This window comes from Streptomyces sp. NPDC003393, from assembly GCF_053589015.1.
In genome coordinates this window covers 71,611-91,168 of sequence record NZ_JBSFRB010000021.1, presented here as the reverse complement: position 1 = coordinate 91,168, position 19,558 = coordinate 71,611, and the positions used below count along the sequence as shown (strand labels likewise).

The following is a 19,558-nucleotide window of genomic DNA, read 5'->3' as shown; positions in this document are numbered from 1 at the left end:
GGCCGCTCGGCACCGTGTGTGTGCCCTGCGTCGGTTGCGCAAGGCTAACGCAAGCGCGCTGCTCTCGGGGCCAGTTGTCACGGAATCAGCGGTCGTCGCCGTCGCCGACAGCGACGGGTCGAACTCCTCGTCCGTCGTGCCGGCGGCCACCCGCCGCCCGGAGACGCGCATACCGGCCCGGCCGCTCCCCGTGAACTTCAGAGGCCCGCCAGATGTCACTCCGTCAGCGGTCGTTAAAGGCGTCGAAAATTTCGAGATCCAAGGCCTGTATTCCGATCATGAAGATGGGGGGTTCGTGGAGGGGAGATTGTCGAATTCTTGGCTCTCCCGGGTTGAGCTGTGTCAATGGCTTGCTCGGGTCAGGATTCCACCGACGAAGCTTTCGAAACCGGCGCCGAAACTGTTGACAGTTGTCAGGGGCAGGCCAACACTCATCGACACCTCATGTGGAGGACGCGAGGAGGAAGCACGGACATGAACGCACTTGCGCATCCCAAGGGCCGTGGCGGCGGCCGCCTCAGACTGCTCGTCAGAAGCGCCTGGGCCATCGCGCTGGCCGCCATGGCGGCCATGCTGCTGCCCGGCGCCGCCAGTGCCGACACGACCATCACGTCCAACCAGACCGGCACCGACAACGGGTACTACTACTCGTTCTGGACGGACAGCCAGGGCACGGTGTCCATGAACCTGGGCTCCGGCGGCAACTACAGCACCTCGTGGCACAACACCGGCAACTTCGTCGCCGGCAAGGGCTGGAGCACCGGCGGCCGCAAGGCCGTCAACTACTCGGGGAGCTTCAACCCGTCCGGCAACGCGTACCTGGCCCTGTACGGGTGGACGACCAACCCGCTCGTCGAGTACTACGTGGTCGACAACTGGGGCACCTACCGGCCCACCGGGACGTACAAGGGCACGGTCACCAGCGACGGCGGCACCTACGACATCTACGAGACCACCCGCTACAACGCGCCGTCCATCGAGGGCACCAAGACCTTCAACCAGTACTGGAGCGTGCGGCAGTCCAAGCGGACCGGCGGCACCATCACCACCGGCAACCACTTCGACGCCTGGGCGAGCCACGGCATGAACCTGGGCTCCTTCAACTACATGATCCTCGCCACCGAGGGCTACCAGAGCAGCGGCAGCTCCAACATCACGGTCGGCGGCACGGACTCCGGCGGCGGTGGTGGCGGCGGCTGCTCCGCGACCCTCTCGGCAGGTCAGCAGTGGAGCGACCGTTACAACCTGAACGTCTCGGTCAGCGGTTCGAGCAACTGGACGGTGACGATGCGGGTTCCCTCGCCGGAGAAGGTGATGGCGACCTGGAACGTGACGGCGAGCTATCCCGATGCCCAGACGCTGGTGGCCAGGCCCAACGGCAACGGCAACAACTGGGGCGTGACCATCCAGAAGAACGGCAGCACCACCTGGCCCACGGTGTCCTGCTCCGCGAGCTGACACCCGAACAGGTCCGGGCGCGGCGGTCCATGACCGCCGCGCCACGGCCGTCCGGCGTTCAGTCGACCGGGCAGGCGGCGTCCGTCCCGAGCGTCTTCCATGTGGTGCCCACGGCCCGGACACCGACGTACTTCGACACCCCACCGGGGGCCTCCGGCAGGGCTGGTGGCGCAGTGGACCGCCGGGGTGCCGGAGGGAACGCCGCGCGCTTGCCGAGGGCTGTCGCGACAGTGCAGGTGAGCTGTGCCATCGCCCGTGGGTCCAGGCGGTCCACCCCGGGGGGAAAGCGGACGGTGACGATGTCTCCGTCCGCCCTGATGTCGACGCCGTCCGGTGTTGCGGGCAGCGCCGTGGACAGGGTCCTGGCCTCGGCCGGGGTGGGCCCGCGGAGGAGCAGCCGAACGGCTTCCGCGACGGGGCTGCCGCCGCCGGTGGTCGGACGCGGTACGGCGTGCAGGCGCGAGTCGGCCAGGAAGTAGACCGTGGACCGGGCCGGGACACCGGTGGCCGGCGCCCCGGCGTCGATGACGCCGGACGTGGGCACTCCACAGCCCGCCACCGAGAGAAGGGCGGCGGCGAGTGCGGCGCGGGCGGCCCTGCGGACGGCTGTCACGCTCCGTCGCTCCTTTCCCTCGGGCCGGCGGCGGGGCCGGCGGCGGAGCCGCGCTGTCGCGGCAGTTCGACGGTGAAGGCGGCGCCGCCACCGGGGCGGTTGGCCACCCGGACGTGCCCGCCGTGCAGGCGCACGCTCTCGGCGGTGATGGCCAGCCCCAGACCGCTGCTCTCGCTGCGGGTCCGGGCCGCGCTCGCCTTGTAGAAGCGCTCGAAGACGTGCGGCAGGGCGGCCTCGGGGACACCGGGGCCCCGGTCGGTCACCGTGACGACGACCCATCCGTCCTCCGGCAGCTCATCGCTCCCGGCCGTCAGGCGCACCGTCACCGGCGGTGCGCCGTGCCGCAGCGCGTTGCCGACCAGATTCGCCACCACCACGTCCAGCCGGCGCGGGTCGACCCGGGCGCGCAGCGGGCCGTCCGGCAGCTCTGTCGTCACCTGGCCCGACCAGCCGCGGGAGGCGAGGGTGCGTCGTATCGACTCGGCCACGTCGATGTCGTCGAGGGCGAGTTCGGCGGCGCCGGCGTCGAACCGGGAGATCTCCATGAGGTCGTCGACCAGCCGGGCCAGCCGTGACGTCTCCTCGCTGACGAGCCGTACCGCCTCTCCGGTGACGTGGTCCAGACGGGACGAACGCTCGTCCAGCACGTCGGTGACCGCCGTCATGGCGGCCAGCGGGGTGCGCAGTTCGTGGGAGACGTCCGCGGCGAAGCGGCGGGCCCGCGCCTCCATGCGGCGCAGCTCGGCCACCGACTGCTCCAGCGCGGCGGCGGTGTCGTTGAACGTTCTGGACAGCCCGGCCAGTTCGTCGGAGCCGCTGACCGCCAGCCGTGTGTCGAGGTGCCCCGCGGCCATTCTCCGGGCGGCCCGGCCCAGGGCGCGAACGGGGCGCAGCACACCGCGGGCGACCAGGAGCGCGAGGAGCACGGCCAGGCCCAGCGCCGGCAGCATGGCCCGCTCGATCGCGGTGACCAGGGCGTTGACGTAGAGCTGCTCGCTCCGCTGGGGAACCACGAGGTAGAGCACGAGTCCCGACGGCGTCAGGGTCTTGGCGGCGGAGGTCTCGTAGCAGACGGGCAGTCCGACCACGAGGTACGCCCGCCCGCCGTGGCGCACCCGCTGGAAGACGGCGGCCGGGCGGGTGCTCACGGACCGCTCGAGTTCGGGGGTCACGGCGGCGAAGCTGTCCTGCGGCCCGTAGACGGCGCGCAGGTCGCCGTAGGTGGCCAGGAATCGCCACTGCTGTGAGCGGTGGGTCCAGGCCAGCTCCCGCACGATGGAGTCGAGGTCCGACTGGCCGGGCCGGTCGGAGTACCCGGGCGCACGGGCGTCGACGCTGTCCCGGAACTCCCTGACCACCGCGTCCTGGCTCTGCTGGAGCACCCCGGTGCGTGCTTCGCGGAACGTCAGTGCGCCGGTGGTCAGCGCGCTGACCACGGCGACGACCGCGAACCCCACCACGAGGCGCAGCCGCAGGCCGCCGCGGAGGCCGGCACGTTGCTTTCCGGCGAACATCACGACGACCGGAAGCAGTAGCCGAAGCCGCGCACGGTGTGGATGTAGCGTGGGGCGCCGCCCAGCTCGCCGAGCTTGCCGCGCAGCCGTTTGACGCAGGCGTCCACCAGGCGTATGTCCCCGTGGTAGCTGTGCTCCCAGACCGCTTCGAGCAGCTGCTGACGGCTCAGTACCCGACCGGGCGCCGCGGACAGCGCGAGCAGCAGCCGCAGTTCGGACGGGGCCAGGCCGACCGGTCGCCCGCGGTGCCTCACCAGCATTCCCGCCCGGTCGATGGTCAGGTCGCCGTGCGACTCGGTCCTGGGCCGCGCAGCGCCGGAGGCCGGTGCGTCCAGCCTGCGCAGCAACGCGCGCACCCGGGCCTCGAGAACGCGGGACTGGACCGGTTTGACCACGTAGTCGTCCGCCCCCGCCTCCAGACCGACGATCATGTCGATGCTGTCCCCCTTGGCGGTCATCATGATGATGCCGACCTGCGCGCGCTCCCTGATCCGCCGGCAGACGTCGAGGCCGGGCATGCCGGGCAGCATGAGATCCAGTACGACCACGTCCGGGCGGAAGGGGACAAGCTGCCGCAGGCCCTCCTCACCTGTCGGGACGGCGACGACGTCGTGCCCGTGGTGACGTAGGGCGAGCTGAACACCCCGACGTACCGCGGCGTCGTCTTCTATGAGCAGGATCCGGGGCATGTCGATCAGTATGTGCGGGCCGTGGACGGCCCTGGCCGCCGGGTGCCGTCCGGCGGGAGAACTGTTACGAAAGGATCATATGGCGGGCCGCGCCGCACGACCGGACCGTCCCCGTTATGATCTCGTGACCTTTCGGTCCAGAAGGCATCACATGCGGTCCGCAGCCTGGGCGCCATGCCAGGAACCACCCTCCCTCCGCCCGGCGGCCCCGGAACGTCCGGTCGGCGCGGCCGCCGCACCGCTCGCCGTAACGCGCTTCGCCGCGCCCACCGCCGTCGCCGTCGCTACGTCCTGTTCGCGCTGGCCACGGCCGGCGCGCTGGGCGTGGCGGCCCTGAACGCGGGTGGGCCCTGGGGAGACGGCCCCCGCGTGGGGGCGCCGCGGGGACAGGAGTCCACGCCCTCCCCCCGGCGAACGGAGGGCCGCTTCACGCCGACGCAGGAGGAAACGGCACGCCCGGAGACGGGAAACGTCTCACCGAAGTCCCCGAGCACATCGAAGCCGCCGACCACGCCGGCGGTCCTCCAGCACGGGAACGGGCGGTTCGACACCGCGCAGGCGTCCGGCAAGGTGTACGGCAAGGGCACCAGGATCCGGCGATACATGGTCAAGGTCGAGCAGGGAACGGGCATCGCGGCCGACGAGGCGGCCCGGGAGATCGAGCGGATCCTCGCCGACGGACGGAGCTGGACCACCGACGGGCGCGACGCGTTCCAGCTGGTCTCCCGGCAGCCGTCCGACTTCGTGATCGACATAGCCAGCCCCGACACCGCGGACCGGATCTGCGCCGAGGGCGGACTGGACACCCACGGCGAGGTCAACTGCGACGTCGGCCCCAGGGTGGTCGTCAACCTCAAACGCTGGCTCACGGGGTCCCCCGAGTTCTCGGGGCCCGTCTCCGAGTACCGCGCGCTGATCATCAACCACGAGGTCGGACATCGAATCGGCCACGGCCACGAGACGTGCCCCGGACCGGGCAGCCCCGCGCCGGCGATGATGCAGCAGATATACGGCCTGAAGGGCTGCGAGCCCAACGCCTGGCCGTACGACGACGCGGGGCGCTACCTCGGAGGACCGCACGTGCCGTGAAGGCGGCGTCCGAGAGACCTTCCTCCTCGGCTCCTCCGGCAGCCGGTGTGCCGTAGCCCACCGTGTCGCTGTTGGGCCGAACAGGTGACATGGCGTAAGAATTGGCTGATGCAGGCGATCAGCGCGAGTCAGGTCAGGGGGAGCCGGTGAACAGCTATGACGTCACCGATGAGCAGTGGGAGGGGCTCGCCCAGGTCGTCCCGTTGCGGGGCCGCGACGCCTGGCCGTCCGCGGTGGGCCACCGAGCGCTCCCGGAGGCGGAGACGGAGACGCGGCGCCGGTTCGTCGTGCTCAGAGTGAACGTGTTCGCGGACGCCCGTGATGTCGCCGAGACGCTGATGGGGGGCATCCCGGTGCTGCTGGACCTCACCGGTGCCGAGAACGAGGTGGCCAAGCGGGTGCTGGACTTCAGCACCGGCGTCGTCTTCGGCCTGGCGAGCGGGATGCACCGGGTCGACCGGAACGTGTTCCTGCTGACGCCGGCCGGCACCGAGGTGAGCGGCCTGATGGAGGGGGCGGCGGCCCCCGGCGTGTGAGCCGGGACGGCGGAGTGCGGCGGGCCGTCCCCCGATCGTGGGAAGGCGGGCCGGGCGGAACGGTTCGCCCGTGCGGCCGGGCCCTACCGTCCGGGCATGTCCGCGTTCCCGGCGTCCGCCATGCCCTTGTCCCAGCCGTCCCTGTCCCGGCCGTCCCCGTCCGAGCAGCCCCCGCCTCCGGTTCCGGCCGCGCCTCCGTCCGAGTCCGGTGTCTCCGAGTCCCCCACCTCGGCGTCCCGTACGTCTCCGTCCCGGCCGGAGCGGCCGTGCATCACCGAGTTGCGGCTGTCCGCCTTCGCCGGGCACCGCGGTGCCCGCTTCCCGTTCGGGCCGCTCACGCTGCTGGCCGGGCCCAGCGGCTGCGGCAAGACCGGCGCGCTCCGGGCGTACGAGGCGCTGGCCCGGCTCGGCAGCGGTGCCGCCCTCGACGAGGTGTTCCTGGATCCCGGCGCCTGCGTCCCCGAGCGTGCGCGGCCGGACGCCCAGCACCGCCGCGGATTCCGGATCGGCTGTACCGCGGACGGTCCCCAGGGACCGGTGCGCCTGGACCTGGCCGTGCAGGCCGAGCCCCAACTGCGCGTCGTGGGGGAGAGGCTGACGGCCGGCGGGCGCGTCCTGCTGGAGACGGCGCTGCGCGATCCCGGCCGGCGGGCGGTCCGGGCGACCTGGCACACCGCCGGTACGACGGGGGTGACCAGGGCGTCGCTGCCCGACGACCGGCTCGGCACCGCGCTGGTGCCGCTGCGGGTGGCCGGGAGGACCGAGGGGCAGCGGCAGGTGCTCGCCGCCGCCGAACAGATGGTGGTCGCCCTGCGGTCGGTGTTCGTGTGCGAGCCGCGGCCCGGTCGGATGCGCGGGTCGGTACCGGTCGGAACGGGACGCCTGATGCGCGGGTGCGACAACCTGGCCGCCGTCCTGTGGCGTACCCGTACGGAGTGCGGGCGGCGGCACGGGCTGCTGGTGGAGGCGGTCCGCGCCGGATGCGCGGGGCCCGTGGCCGATGTGCTCGCCGAGGAGGTGCGCGGCGGGCGGGTACGGGCGGTGCTGGACCGCGGTGACGGGGTGCGCACCGGGTTCGAGCGGCTGGGCGACGGCGAACTCCGCTACACCGCCATGGCTTTGGTGCTGCTGACCGGGCCGGGGGTGCTGGACGTCGACCCGGTGGGTGAGGTGCCGGCGGCGTTGCAGACGCTGACGGTGCTCTGCGACGACTTCGGCACGGGGCTGGATCCCAGGCAGCGTGACGAGTTGCTGGGGCTGGCGGCGCGGATGTGCGAACGGGGGCACATCCGCCTCGTCGGGGCGGTGAGCGACGTGGAGTGGGCGGGTGGGGTGGGGGAGGCGCGACAGGCCCGAGTGGTAGACCTGGTGCGGTGACCGATCACCGTGAGGAACGCGAGGAGTCCCGGGACCCCGGGGACGTGGAACTGGCCGCGCTGCAGCGCCGGCTCGCCGAGTTCGCCGCCGCGCGTGACTGGCAGCCGTACCACACCCCGAAGAACCTGGTCGCCGCGCTCAGTGTGGAGGCGTCCGAACTGGTCGAGATCTTCCAGTGGCTGACTCCGGAGGAGTCGGCGCGGGTCATGTCCGACCCGGAGACGGCCCACCGGGTGCGCGACGAGGTGGCGGACGTCCTCGCATATCTGCTGCAACTGTGCGAGGTGCTCGACGTGGATCCGCTGGCAGCGCTGGCCGCGAAGATCGACCGCAACGAGAGCAGATTCCCGGTGCCCGGCCGCACGGCGAGGTCGGCGGAAGGCCCGGCGGGCCCGGGGCGCCCGTAGGACTCGAGCGCCCCGTAGGACTCCGAGCCGACCGGTGAGCCGCACCCACCCTGCCCGACTCGCACGGCCGACGCACCGGGCAGGCCGACGCTCCCGGCCGACCCACTCAGCCGGTCCGATCGTCCGGGCCACGTTCGGCATCTCAGCGGAATGAAGCCTTCCAATATCACTCTCCGAAGTCGTCCGCTCGGTGGAAATCGATTTGTTGTCCAGAGATTTCCGCCTTCCTCTGGCTTTCCGCTCCATTTAGAGTCACTCTGGGTAGTGAACAACGGAGTTCGGGCACACGTGCGAGTAGCACGCACGTGGGGAGAGACGGGGGCAGCGCATGGATGCGGTGCGGCTCATCCTGGCGAGCAGGCGTGCCCTGGCGGGGAGCGGCGAGGCCCCTGTCATCCTGACCGAGGTGTGGCAGGCGCAGGCCCTGGCGCAGGCGATAGGAAGCCGCCTCGCGGTCTCGGGACCGCCCGAACTGCGGGGTGAGGCACTGGGACTGACGGAACTGGCGGGCCGGGGCTGCGGGGTGCTCGACGCCCCCGAACTCGATCCCGGGGACTTACGGGCCGCCCAGCTCACCGAACTCGCCGACGCGCACGAGGCGTTGGTGGGGCTCGGCGGCTTGCTGGGCGAGGTGGGTATCGCCTTGGTCGGCATCGCCAGTTCCGCCGCCGACGAGTGCACCTACTGGCAGTGCATGGAGGCGATCGACGCGGCCGACGAGTCCAGGGACCGGGTTTGCGAGATGCTGCGGAAGCTGGCGGCCCGGGAGGCGGCGGCGCTGCCGGAGCGGGAAGCGGGCTGAGAGGTTCGCCCGGCGGGCAGGGCGGGTGCGTGGAGGGAGTGCACGCCGGCGTACGGATGCGTGCAGGATGAAGGCATGGATCTCCGTATCTTCACCGAGCCCCAGCAGGGGGCCACCTACGACACTCTGCTCGCCGTGGCCAAGGCCACCGAGGACCTCGGGTTCGACGCCTTCTTCCGCTCGGACCACTATCTGCACATGGGCGACGGGGACGGTCTGCCCGGCCCCACCGACGCCTGGATCACCCTGGCCGGGCTCGCCCGCGAGACCAGGCGCATCCGGCTCGGCACACTGATGACCGCCGCCACCTTCCGGCTGCCCGGCGTGCTCGCCCTCCAGGTCGCGCAGGTCGACCAGATGTCCGGCGGCCGGGTCGAACTCGGCCTGGGCGCGGGCTGGTACGAGGCGGAGCACACGGCGTACGGCATTCCGTTCCCGAAGGACAAGTTCGACCGTTTCGAGGAGCAGTTGGCCGTCGTCACCGGACTGTGGGCGACGGAGGCCGGCAAGACCTTCGACTTCCACGGAAAGCACTACGAGCTCGTCGGCTCGCCCGCGCTGCCCAAGCCCGCCCAGGCGAAGATCCCGGTGCTCATCGGCGGGCACGGCCCCACCCGCACCCCGCGGCTCGCCGCCGAGTACGCCGACGAGTTCAACATCCCGTTCGCCTCCGTCGAGGACAGCCAGCGGCAGTTCGGCCGGGTGCGGGCCGCCGCCGAGGCAATCGGACGCGACGCCGACGACATCGTCTGCTCCAGCGCGCTCGTCGCGTGTGTCGGCCGGGACGACGCCGAGGTCGCGCGCCGGGCCGCCGCCATCGGCCGCGAGGTGGCCGAGCTCAAGGCGAGCGGCCTGGCCGGCTCGCCGGCCGAGGTCGTCGACAAGATCGGCCGTTACGCCGAGATCGGCTCCCGGCGGATCTACCTCCAGATCCTCGACCTGGCCGACCTGGACCACCTGGAGCTCATCTCCTCCCAGGTGCAGTCGCAACTGTCGTGACGCGCCACCGGTGGTACGACACCGGTCGCCCTCTCGGTCCGGACGCGGCGTCGTCCGGACCGAGAGGTACGGTTCCGCGGTGACCGGCCCCGGACCTGTGACAGGCCTGTGACCGGAACTATGGCCTCCGCCACAGTCGGAGAGGAAGCGCCCTGATGGGGTGACCGAATGCGCAGATCAGTCACCCTCCTGCCGGTCCTCGCCGCCGTCCTGCTCCTCCCGGCGTGCGGATCGGAGCACGCGGGCACCCGGAACTCCGGCCCGGGCGCGGCCTCTTCGCCCGACCGCACCCGGGTCGACGATCCGGGAAAGGACGGCGTGCGGATCACCGCGGTGACCATCCCCTCCGCGTCGCCCTCCCCGTCCCCGTCCCGGGACCACGTGGTGCACGCCGACAGACTGCCCGCGGACTCGGGCGTCCTCGCCGAGTACGAGGTGACCAACGACGGTACGGAGGCGATGACGTACACCGTCCTCTTCGACTTCACCACCCGTACCGGCGAAGTCATGAGCAACACATGGGAGACGGTGCGCGACGTCGGTCCCGGCAGGACGGTGCGCGGCACGGTCCGCCTGGGCGCTCTGCCGCCCGGCGCGTCCCCGGTGGCGCGGGCCGAGGTCGCCGAGGTCACCAAGGTCCCCGCGGACGAGGCGCCGCCCGCCGCGGGTGCCTGCCCGCCCTCCGGGATCCGGGTCACGGCCGACCAGGGCGACGCCGCCATGGGGCTGCGCGTGGTGGGCCTGCACCTGGAGAACTGCGGAACGCACGACTACACCGTGGACGGCTACCCGCGGTTGGAGCTGCTGGACGACAGCCGTGAGCCCATCCAGGGCGTCAGGATCCTCCGGGGCAGCGGCGGCATCACCGCCCTGCCGGAGTGGGACGAGGGGCCCCGGCCCGTCACCCTGAAGCCGGGCGAGAGCGCGGTCTCCGGCCTGGTGTGGCGCAACACCACGCAGTCCGGCACAGCCGTCGACGTGCCGTACGTCCGCGTTCTCGCGAAGGACGGCGCCGACCCGGTGACCGTGACGCCCCACCTCGACCTCGGAACCACCGGGAAGCTCGGCGTCCGGCCGTGGCAGCGGGAGCAGCGGCGCCGAGGCGGCCGGCCGGCGCCGCGGCAGCCGTGACCCGGAGAAAAATCCCGGGTGCCCACGCGCCGTTCTCTGTACGTTGGGGAGGCGCACAAGCGTACGACCTGCGCTTTCGCTTCTTCCCGACCCTTCGAGGCAGCCCACCGTGTTCCTGACGATCACCACCACCGGTACCCCTGAACGCCCCGCCACCGACCTGGGCTTCCTGCTCCACAAGCATCCCGGCAAGGCGCAGGCGTTCTCCACCTCCTACGGCACGGCGCACGTCTTCTATCCCGAGGCGGACGACCGGCGCTGCACGGCGGCGCTGCTGCTGGAGATCGACCCGGTGGCCCTGGTCCGGCGCGGCCGGGGCAAGGAGCGCGGCGGAGCGCCCGACGCGGCGCTCGCCCAGTACGTCAACGACCGCCCCTACGCTGCCTCTTCGCTGCTCGCCGTGGCCCTGAGCGCCGTCTTCTCCAGCGCGATGCGGGGCGTGTGCAACGCCCGGCCGGAGCGCGCCGGTCAGCCGCTGCCGCTGCGCGTCGAGGTGCCCGTGCTCCCCGCGCGCGGCGGTGCCGAACTGGTCCGGCGCCTCTTCGAGCCGCTCGGCTGGGCCGTGACCGCCGAGCCGGTCGCGCTGGACGCCGGGTTCCCGGAGTGGGGCGACTCGCGGTACGTACGGCTCGTCCTGGCATCCGAGGCGCTGACCCTCGCCGAGGCCCTGCGCCACCTGTACGTCCTGCTCCCCGTCCTCGACGACGCCAAGCACTACTGGGTCTCCTCCGACGAGGTCGACAAGCTGCTGCGGGCCGGTGCGGGCTGGCTGCCCGAGCACCCGGAGCAGCGGCTGATCACCAGCCGCTACCTGTCCCGCCGCTGGTCGCTGACCCGGCAGGCGCTGGAGCGGCTGGAGCTGGTGCGGCTCGCGGAGGCGGACGACAGCGAGGTCGAGGACATCGACAACGCCGTGGAGACGGAGCCCGAGACCGAGGAGAAGCCGACCCCGCTCGCCGTGCGGCGCCGGGAGGCGATCCTCGACGCCCTGCACGAGTCCGGTGCCGCCCGTGTCCTCGACCTCGGCTGCGGCCAGGGCCAGTTGGTGCAGGCGCTGCTGAAGGACGCGCGGTTCACCGAGATCGTGGGCCTCGACGTGTCGATGCGGGCGCTGACCATCGCCGGCCGGCGGCTGAAGCTCGACCGCATGGGCGAGCGGCAGGCCTCGCGCGTCCGGCTCCTCCAGGGGTCCCTGGCCTACACCGACAACCGTCTCAAGGGCTACGACGCCGCCGTGCTCAGCGAGGTGATCGAACACCTCGACCTGCCGCGGCTGCCCGCGCTGGAGTACGCCGTGTTCGGCGCGGCCCGCCCGCGCACGGTCCTCGTGACCACCCCGAACGTCGAGTACAACGTCCGCTGGGAGTCCCTCCCCGCCGGACACACCCGCCACGGCGACCACCGCTTCGAGTGGACCCGCGAGGAGTTCCGCGCCTGGGCCACGGCGGTCGCCGAGCGGCACGGCTACGACGTCGCCTTCCGGCCCGTCGGGCCGGAGGACCCCGAGGTGGGCCCGCCCACCCAGATGGCGGTGTTCGTGATCGACGCAGTGAAGGAGGCGAAGGCGGCATGACCGGGACACAGACCGGGGGACGGGTGCTGCCCGTCACCGACCTCTCCCTCGTGGTCCTCGTCGGCGCCTCCGGCTCGGGCAAGTCCACCTTCGCCCGCCGCCACTTCAAGCCCACCGAGATCATCTCGTCGGACTTCTGCCGGGGCCTGGTCAGCGACGACGAGAACGACCAGGGCGCCACCCGGGACGCCTTCGACGTGCTCCACTACATAGCGGGCAAGCGCCTGGCGGCCGGCCGGCGCACCGTCGTCGACGCCACCAGCGTGCAGCAGGACGCCCGCCGGCAGCTGATCGACCTGGCCAAGCGGTACGACGTGCTGCCCATCGCCATCGTCCTGGACGTGCCCGAGGAGGTGTGCGCCGAGCGCAACGCGGCCCGCACCGACCGCGCCGACATGCCCCGCCGGGTCATCCGGCGTCACATCCGCGAACTGCGCCGCTCGCTGCGGCACCTGGAGCGCGAGGGCTTCCGCAAGGTGCACGTCCTACGGGGCGTGGAGGACGTCGACAACGCCACGGTCGTCACCGAGAAGCGCTTCAACGACCTGACCCACCTCACCGGCCCCTTCGACATCATCGGCGACATCCACGGCTGCGCGTCGGAACTGGAGGCGCTGCTGGCCGAGCTGGGCTACGTCGACGGCGTGCACGCCGAGGGCCGCACGGCCGTCTTCGTCGGCGACCTCGTCGACCGCGGCCCGGACAGCCCCGGCGTACTGCGCCGTGTGATGTCGATGGTGAAGTCCGGCAACGCCCTGTGCGTCCCCGGCAACCACGAGAACAAGTACGGCCGTCACCTCAAGGGCCGCAAGGTCCAGCACACCCACGGACTCGCCGAGACCATCGAGCAGATGGAGAGCGAGAGCGAGGAGTTCCGGCAGGAGGTACGGGAGTTCATCGAGGGGCTGGTCAGCCACTACGTCCTGGACGGGGGCAAGCTGGTCGTCTGCCACGCCGGTCTGCCCGAGAAGTACCACGGCCGGACCTCGGGCCGGGTGCGCTCGCACGCGCTGTACGGCGAGACCACCGGGGAGACCGACGAGTTCGGGCTGCCGGTGCGCTACCCGTGGGCGGAGGACTACCGGGGCCGGGCCGCCGTGGTCTACGGCCACACCCCCGTCCCCGAGGCCACCTGGCTCAACAACACCATCTGCCTGGACACCGGTGCCGTCTTCGGCGGCAAGCTCACCGCGCTGCGCTGGCCGGAGCGGGAACTGGTCGACGTACCCGCGGAGCGGGTCTGGTACGAGCCGGTCAAGCCGCTGCGCTCCGAGGCGCCCGGCGGGCACGACGGCCGGCCGCTCGACCTGAACGACGTGCACGGCCGCCGCGTGGTCGAGACCCGCCACGCGGGCCGGGTCTCCGTGCGCGAGCAGAACGCGGCTGCGGCCCTGGAGGTCATGAGCCGCTTCGCGATCGACCCGCGGCTGCTGCCGTACCTGCCGCCCACCATGGCGCCGACGGCGACCTCACGGGTGGATGCCCGCGGCGGAGCCGCTGATGAGCACTTCCTGGAGCACCCGGAGGAGGCGTTCGCGCAGTACCGGCAGGACGGGGTCGAGCGGGTGGTGTGCGAGGAGAAGCACATGGGCTCGCGGGCGGTGGCCCTGGTCTGCCGTGACGCGGAGGCGGCACGCAGACGGTTCGGCGCCGAGGGCCCCACCGGGGCGCTGTACACCCGCACCGGCCGCCCCTTCTTCGACGACCCCTCGGTCACCGAGCAGATCCTCGGCCGGCTGCGCACGGCGGCCGGCCAGGCGGGGCTGTGGTCGGAACTGGACACGGACTGGCTGCTGCTGGACGCCGAGCTGATGCCGTGGTCGCTGAAGGCCTCCGGGCTGCTGCGGACGCAGTACGCGGCGGTGGGCGCGGCCTCCGGCGCCGCGTTCCCCGGGGTGCTGGCCGCGCTGGAGGGCGCCGGGGCCCGCGGCGTCGACGTCACCGGGCTGCTGGACCGCCAGCGCGAGCGCGCGAGCGCCGCCGCCGCCTTCACGGCCGCCTACCGCCGCTACTGCTGGACCACCGACGGGCTGGACGGCGTCCGCCTGGCGCCGTTCCAGATCCTGGCGGTCCAGGGCCGCAGCCTGGCCGCGCTGCCCCACGACCGGCAGCTCGCGCTGATCGACCGTCTCGTGGAGCACGACGGCACCGGACTGCTCCGGACGACCCGTCGCCTGTACGTCGACACCGGTGACGCGGAGTCGGTGCGGGCCGGCGTCGACTGGTGGCTGGAGATGACCGGGCGGGGCGGCGAGGGCATGGTCGTCAAGCCGCTGGGCGCCCTGGTGCGCACCCCGGAGGGCCGCCTGGTCCAGCCCGGCATCAAGTGCCGCGGCCGGGAGTACCTGCGGATCGTCTACGGTCCCGAGTACACCCGCCCGGACCACCTGGAGCGGCTGCGGCAGCGCTCCTTGCACCACAAGCGGTCGCTGGCGATCCGCGAGTACGCCCTCGGTCTGGAGGCCCTGGACCGGCTGGCCGACGGCGAGCCGCTGTGGCGGGTGCACGAAGCGGTGTTCGGGGTGCTGGCCCTGGAGTCGGAGCCGGTGGACCCCCGGCTGTGACCCGTGGTCCCCGCCGCGGTCACGCCTGCCTCTCGCCCGGAGGGCGATGCGGGAGGGCCATGACCGCGACGGGGACCGTCACCAGGACGGGAGCCATGACAACAAGGCGCGGATACGGACGTAACGAGGGTGAATCCGGTCGCCGATGGTCAGGATGGAGACATGGGATTCCATGTCGACTCCGAGGCCGGGCGGCTGCGCCGCGTCATCCTGCACCGGCCCGATCTCGAGCTCAAAAGGCTCACCCCCAGCAACAAGGACGCCCTGCTCTTCGACGACGTGCTGTGGGTGTGCCGGGCACGCGCCGAGCACGACGGGTTCGCGGACGTGCTGCGCGACCGGGGCGTCGCCGTACACCTCTTCGGGGATCTGCTGACCGAGACGATGGAGATCCCGTCGGCCCGGTCGCTGGTCCTCGACCGCGTCTTCGACGAGAAGGAGTACGGGCCGCTGGCCACCGACCACCTCCGGGACGCGTTCGAGTCGCTGCCCGCACCGGAGCTGGCTCAGGCCCTGATCGGCGGCATGACCAAGCGCGAGTTCCTCCAGGAATACCCGGAACCGACCTCCGTGCGCTTCCATGTGATGGACCTGGACGACTTCCTGCTCGGCCCGCTCCCCAACCACCTGTTCACCCGGGACACCTCCGCCTGGATCTACGACGGCGTCTCCATCAACGCGATGCGCTGGCCCGCCCGGCAGCGCGAGACCGTGCACTTCGAGGCCATCTACCGCTACCACCCGCTGTTCCGCGGCGAGACGTTCCACGTGTGGTCCGAGGGCCAGGCCGACTACCCGTCCACCATCGAGGGCGGGGACGTACTGGTCATCGGCAACGGCGCGGTGCTGATCGGGATGAGCGAGCGGACCACCCCGCAGGCCGTGGAGATGCTCGCGTACAAGCTGTTCGCCGCCGGGTCGGCCCGTACCATCGTCGCCCTGGACATGCCCAAGCGGCGCGCCCTGATGCACCTCGACACGGTGATGACGATGGTCGACGCCGACGTCTTCACGCAGTACGCGGGGCTCGGCATGCTCCGCTCGTACACCATCGAGCCGGGCGCCGGGGACAAGGAGCTGAAGGTCACCGACCATCCGCCGGAGCACATGCACCGGGCGATCGCCGCCGCGCTCGGTCTGAGCGAGATCCGGGTGCTGACCGCGACGCAGGACGTGCACGCCGCCGAGCGCGAGCAGTGGGACGACGGCTGCAACGTCCTCGCCGTCGAGCCGGGCGTCGTCGTCGCCTACGAGCGCAACTCCACCACCAACACGCATCTGCGCAAGCAGGGCATCGAGGTGATCGAGATTCCCGGCAGCGAGCTGGGACGGGGCAGGGGCGGCCCGCGCTGCATGAGCTGTCCCGTGGAGCGGGACGCGATCGCACCATGATTGCGGCCGGGCACTGACCCGACAGAGCGCATAGAAATTCTGAGAATCGTATAGAATTCCATCCGTCGTGTCCCCCACCCGCTGGAGCGCCCCCATGGCGACAGTCCCGACCGCCCTCACCGGCCGCCACTTCCTCAAGGAGCTGGACTTCACCGAGGAGGAGTTCCGCGGCCTGCTCGAGCTGGCCGCCGAGCTGAAGGCCGCCAAGAAGGCCGGGACCGAGACGCGGTACCTCGGCGGCAAAAACATCGCCCTGATCTTCGAGAAGACCTCGACGCGCACCCGCTGCGCGTTCGAGGTCGCCGCCGCCGACCAGGGTGCCTCCACGACGTATCTGGACCCCTCCGGCTCCCAGATCGGACACAAGGAGTCCGTGCGGGACACCGCCCGCGTCCTCGGCCGGATGTTCGACGCCATCGAGTTCCGCGGCGACAGCCAGGCCGCCGTGGAGGAGCTCGCCGCCCATGCCGGCGTGCCCGTCTACAACGGTCTCACGGACGACTGGCACCCCACCCAGATGCTCGCCGACGTACTCACCATGACCGAGCACAGCGACAAGCCCCTGAAGGAGATCGCCTTCGCCTACCTGGGCGACGCGCGCTTCAACATGGGCAACTCCTACCTGGTCACCGGCGCCCTGCTCGGCATGGACGTACGCCTGGTCGCGCCCAAGACCTACTGGCCCGCCCAGGAGATCGTCGACCGGGCGCGCGAGCTCGCCGGGACCAGCGGCGCGCGCATCACCCTCACCGAATCCCTCGAGGACGGCGTGCGCGGGGCCGACTTCGTCGCCACCGACGTCTGGGTCTCCATGGGCGAACCCAAGGAGGTCTGGGACGAGCGCATCGAGGCCCTCGCCCCGTACGCCGTGACCATGGACGTGCTGCGCGCCACCGGCAATCCGGACGTGAAGTTCCTGCACTGCCTGCCGGCGTTCCACGACCTGGGGACCAAGATCGGCCGCGAGATCCACGAGCGGCACGGCCTGACCTCCCTGGAGGTGACCGACGAGGTGTTCGAGTCACCCCACTCCGTCGTCTTCGACGAGGCCGAGAACCGTCTGCACACCATCAAGGCGATCATGGTCGCCACCCTTGCCTGACGGCGCGCCCGGCTGAGGCCCCCCACCACCCCGTATCCTGACCGACGGCCCGGAACCACCCATTCCACGGCCGTCGCGCGACCCACCCGGTCGCCCCGCACCACCAGAAACGAGCACCACCCCCCATGCCCGCTCCCCGCATCAAGTCCCCGGCCCTCCTCGTCGCCGAATCCGGCGCCGACCGCGAGGGCCACGGCCTGAAGCGCACGATGGGACTCTTCCAGCTCATCTGCTTCGGCGTCGGCGCCATCGTCGGTACCGGAATCTTCGTCGGCCTCTCCGACTCCGTGGCCCAGGCCGGCCCGGCCGTCGTCGTCTCGTTCATCCTCGCAGCGATCACCTGCGTCTTCACCGCCTTCTCCTTCGCGGAGCTGGGCGGCGCGATCCCGGTCTCCGGCTCCTCCTACTCCTTCGCCTACGCCGGACTCGGCGAGTCCACCGCCTTCCTGGTCGGCTGGTGCCTGCTGCTGGAGTACGGCGTCTCCATCTCGGCCGTCGCCGTCGGCTGGAGCCAGTACGTCAACGAGATGCTGCACAGTCTGACCGGCGTGCAGCTGCCAGCCGCCCTGTCCGCCGGCCCGGGCGACGGCGGGATCGTCAACCTGCCCGCCGTGGTCGTCATCGCCATGGCCTCCGTGCTGCTGGTGCGCGGGGTGCGCGAGAGCGCCCGCGCGACGGCCGCCATGGCCGCCGTGAAGCTCGTCATCCTGCTGGCCTTCTGCGCCATCGGCTACAGCGCCTTCAAGCACGGCAACCTCACCCCGTTCTCCCCGGCCGGCCTCGGCGGCATCGGCGCGGGCACGACGGCCGCGTTCTTCTCCTACATCGGCTTCGACGCGATCACGACCGCCGGCGAGGAGGCCAAGAACCCGCGCCGGGACCTCCCCGTCGCGATCATGGCCTGCATGGGCATCGTGACCCTGCTGTACTGCGCGGTCGCGCTCGCCGCGATCGGCGCCATCGGCGGCGGGCAGGTCGCCGGCCGTCCCGCCGCCCTGTCCTACGTCGTCAACGAGGTCACCGGCTCGGCCGTGGGCGGCGCGGTGATCGCCTTCGGCGCGGTCGTCGCCATCGCCTCGGTCGTCCTCGCGGTCATGTACGGCCAGACCCGCATCCTGATGTCGATGTCGCGCGACGGCCTGATCCCGCGCGTCTTCGAGAAGGTGAACCCGAAGACCTCCACCCCGGTCGCGGGCACCCTGATCGTCGCGGTCGTCTTCGCGCTCCCGGCGGCCTTCGCGTCGCTGGACGCCGTGATGAACCTGTGCACCATCGGCACGCTCGCCATCATGGCCGTCGTGAACATCACGGTGATCGCCCTGCGCCGCCGCGAGCCCGGTCTCTCGCGCAGCTTCCGGGTGCCGCTGTACCCGGTGGGACCCCTGCTCGGCGTCGGTTTCTGCCTGTACCTGATGTACGAGACCGGCCGGGTGACCTGGATCCAGTTCGCCGTGTTCCTCGCGCTGGGCCTGCTGATCTACGCCGGCTACGGCCGCCGGCACTCCACGCTCGCCGGGGCCGCGTCCGAGGTCACGCCGGGTGCCGCCGCTGAGCGGGAACCGCAGACAGCCTGAACCACACCGCCTTGCCCGACTCGGTCGGGCGGTGGCCGCAGGAGGAGCTGAGGGCGCGGATCAGCAGCAGGCCGCGCCCGTCCTCCCGCCAGGGGTCGGGCGGAGTCAGGTCCGGCCGGGTCAGCCCGCCGGGCGGGGCCGGGTCCGGATCGTGGACCTCGACGTGACAGCCGGTCGGCAGCAGATGCACGACCAGCTCTATCGGGCCGGTGCCCGCGGCGTGCTCCACCGCGTTGGCGACCAGCTCCGCCGTGAGCAGCTCCGCCGTGTCGCTGTCGGTGGTGACCGTGTGCGCCGGCTCGGCCAGCGCCGTCCGGACCAGGGCGCGGGCCACCGGCACGGCGGCGGCCGTGTGCGGCAGCGCGACGCGCCAGGAGGCCGAGGCTGAGGGTTCGTGCACCGTGAGTCCGTTCATGGTGCGGGGCGCCGGCGTGGAGACCATCGGCGTTGCAGTGGTGGCCATCGGGCTGCCCCGCTTTCGACGAGGGGAATGGTACGGGGGCCGCCGCCGGCGGCTTCCGGCGGGCTCCGTCCGGGACCGTCGGCCCCGGCACGGACGGCCTACCCGGGAGTACGGTCCGCCTCGCGCGACGACTCCGCTCGTTACCGCGCCATGGGCGAGCTGTGACGAAACGACGGGCGCCGGTGGCGGGGCGGCCACATTGTCACGCCGCACTATCGCGCCATCATGACGACAGTCACGAATAAGTGATAACTTCGAGGGGAAGTACTCGGCAG

General features: G+C 71.8%; 17 protein-coding genes. 13 read left to right on the top strand and 4 right to left on the bottom strand.

What is annotated here, in order from left to right:
- Positions 1–474 precede the first annotated feature (474 nt).
- On the top strand, positions 475–1,458 hold the full coding sequence (locus ACWDUZ_RS21255) for a glycoside hydrolase family 11 protein (protein ID WP_451633340.1): 984 nt from the start codon (positions 475–477) through the stop codon (positions 1,456–1,458).
- A gap of 58 nt (positions 1,459–1,516) precedes the next feature.
- Here the strand turns inward: ACWDUZ_RS21255 and ACWDUZ_RS21250 are convergent, their stop codons facing one another.
- From ACWDUZ_RS21250 to ACWDUZ_RS21240, 3 genes are read right to left on the bottom strand one after another with little or no spacing between them, the layout of a single operon-like run.
- Complete coding sequence (locus tag ACWDUZ_RS21250; RefSeq protein WP_451633339.1) at positions 1,517–2,071, bottom strand: GerMN domain-containing protein; 555 nt, start codon at positions 2,069–2,071, stop codon at positions 1,517–1,519.
- A complete protein-coding gene (locus tag ACWDUZ_RS21245; RefSeq protein ID WP_451633338.1) occupies positions 2,068–3,585 on the bottom strand; it encodes a sensor histidine kinase in 1,518 nt (505 codons plus the stop codon). Before ACWDUZ_RS21245 ends, ACWDUZ_RS21250 begins: the two co-directional genes overlap by 4 nt.
- Entirely contained in the window at positions 3,585–4,274 is a 690-nt protein-coding gene (locus ACWDUZ_RS21240; RefSeq protein ID WP_451633337.1) for a response regulator transcription factor, read from the bottom strand. Before ACWDUZ_RS21240 ends, ACWDUZ_RS21245 begins: the two co-directional genes overlap by 1 nt.
- Before the next feature lie 174 nt (positions 4,275–4,448).
- Between ACWDUZ_RS21240 and ACWDUZ_RS21235 the strand changes: the two genes are divergently transcribed.
- The 12 genes from ACWDUZ_RS21235 to ACWDUZ_RS21180 all read left to right on the top strand — a co-directional run bounded on the left by ACWDUZ_RS21235 (position 4,449) and on the right by ACWDUZ_RS21180 (position 18,820).
- The gene (locus tag ACWDUZ_RS21235; RefSeq protein WP_451633336.1) at positions 4,449–5,363 is read left to right on the top strand and encodes a DUF3152 domain-containing protein; all 915 of its coding nucleotides are present in this window, start codon (positions 4,449–4,451) and stop codon (positions 5,361–5,363) included.
- 146 nt (positions 5,364–5,509) lie between these two features.
- Entirely contained in the window at positions 5,510–5,899 is a 390-nt protein-coding gene (locus ACWDUZ_RS21230; RefSeq protein WP_451633335.1) for a cell division protein SepF, read from the top strand.
- 96 nt (positions 5,900–5,995) lie between these two features.
- Complete coding sequence (locus ACWDUZ_RS21225) at positions 5,996–7,276, top strand: ATP-binding protein (RefSeq protein ID WP_451633334.1); 1,281 nt, start codon at positions 5,996–5,998, stop codon at positions 7,274–7,276.
- The gene (locus tag ACWDUZ_RS21220) at positions 7,273–7,683 is read left to right on the top strand and encodes a nucleotide pyrophosphohydrolase (protein ID WP_451633333.1); all 411 of its coding nucleotides are present in this window, start codon (positions 7,273–7,275) and stop codon (positions 7,681–7,683) included. Before ACWDUZ_RS21225 ends, ACWDUZ_RS21220 begins: the two co-directional genes overlap by 4 nt.
- Positions 7,684–8,011: 328 nt before the next feature.
- Positions 8,012–8,485, top strand: a complete 474-nt coding sequence (locus ACWDUZ_RS21215) for a DUF6099 family protein (protein WP_451633332.1) — start codon at positions 8,012–8,014, stop codon at positions 8,483–8,485.
- 75 nt (positions 8,486–8,560) lie between these two features.
- Positions 8,561–9,484 carry an LLM class F420-dependent oxidoreductase gene (locus tag ACWDUZ_RS21210; RefSeq protein ID WP_451633331.1) on the top strand — a complete coding sequence of 308 codons (924 nt, stop codon included), beginning with the start codon at positions 8,561–8,563 and terminating at the stop codon, positions 9,482–9,484.
- 168 nt (positions 9,485–9,652) lie between these two features.
- Entirely contained in the window at positions 9,653–10,615 is a 963-nt protein-coding gene (locus ACWDUZ_RS21205) for a DUF4232 domain-containing protein (RefSeq protein WP_451633330.1), read from the top strand.
- A 109-nt stretch (positions 10,616–10,724) separates the two neighbouring features.
- On the top strand, positions 10,725–12,188 hold the full coding sequence (locus tag ACWDUZ_RS21200) for a 3' terminal RNA ribose 2'-O-methyltransferase Hen1 (protein ID WP_451633329.1): 1,464 nt from the start codon (positions 10,725–10,727) through the stop codon (positions 12,186–12,188).
- Positions 12,185–14,752: a polynucleotide kinase-phosphatase gene (locus tag ACWDUZ_RS21195; RefSeq protein ID WP_451633328.1), complete on the top strand. Its 2,568-nt coding sequence runs from the start codon at positions 12,185–12,187 to the stop codon at positions 14,750–14,752. The genes ACWDUZ_RS21200 and ACWDUZ_RS21195 overlap by 4 nt, the downstream gene beginning before the upstream one ends.
- A 162-nt stretch (positions 14,753–14,914) precedes the next feature.
- On the top strand, positions 14,915–16,144 hold the full coding sequence (locus ACWDUZ_RS21190; protein WP_451633327.1) for an arginine deiminase: 1,230 nt from the start codon (positions 14,915–14,917) through the stop codon (positions 16,142–16,144).
- A 94-nt stretch (positions 16,145–16,238) separates the two neighbouring features.
- Entirely contained in the window at positions 16,239–17,246 is a 1,008-nt protein-coding gene (gene argF, locus ACWDUZ_RS21185) for an ornithine carbamoyltransferase (RefSeq protein ID WP_451633326.1), read from the top strand.
- Between the two features lie 125 nt (positions 17,247–17,371).
- A complete protein-coding gene (locus ACWDUZ_RS21180; RefSeq protein WP_451633325.1) occupies positions 17,372–18,820 on the top strand; it encodes an amino acid permease in 1,449 nt (482 codons plus the stop codon).
- On the opposite strand, the gene ACWDUZ_RS21175 is transcribed toward ACWDUZ_RS21180, so the two are convergent.
- Complete coding sequence (locus tag ACWDUZ_RS21175) at positions 18,777–19,235, bottom strand: ATP-binding protein (protein WP_451633370.1); 459 nt, start codon at positions 19,233–19,235, stop codon at positions 18,777–18,779. The two genes, ACWDUZ_RS21180 and ACWDUZ_RS21175, sit on opposite strands and share 44 nt — an antisense overlap.
- Between the last annotated feature and the right edge of the window lie 323 nt (positions 19,236–19,558).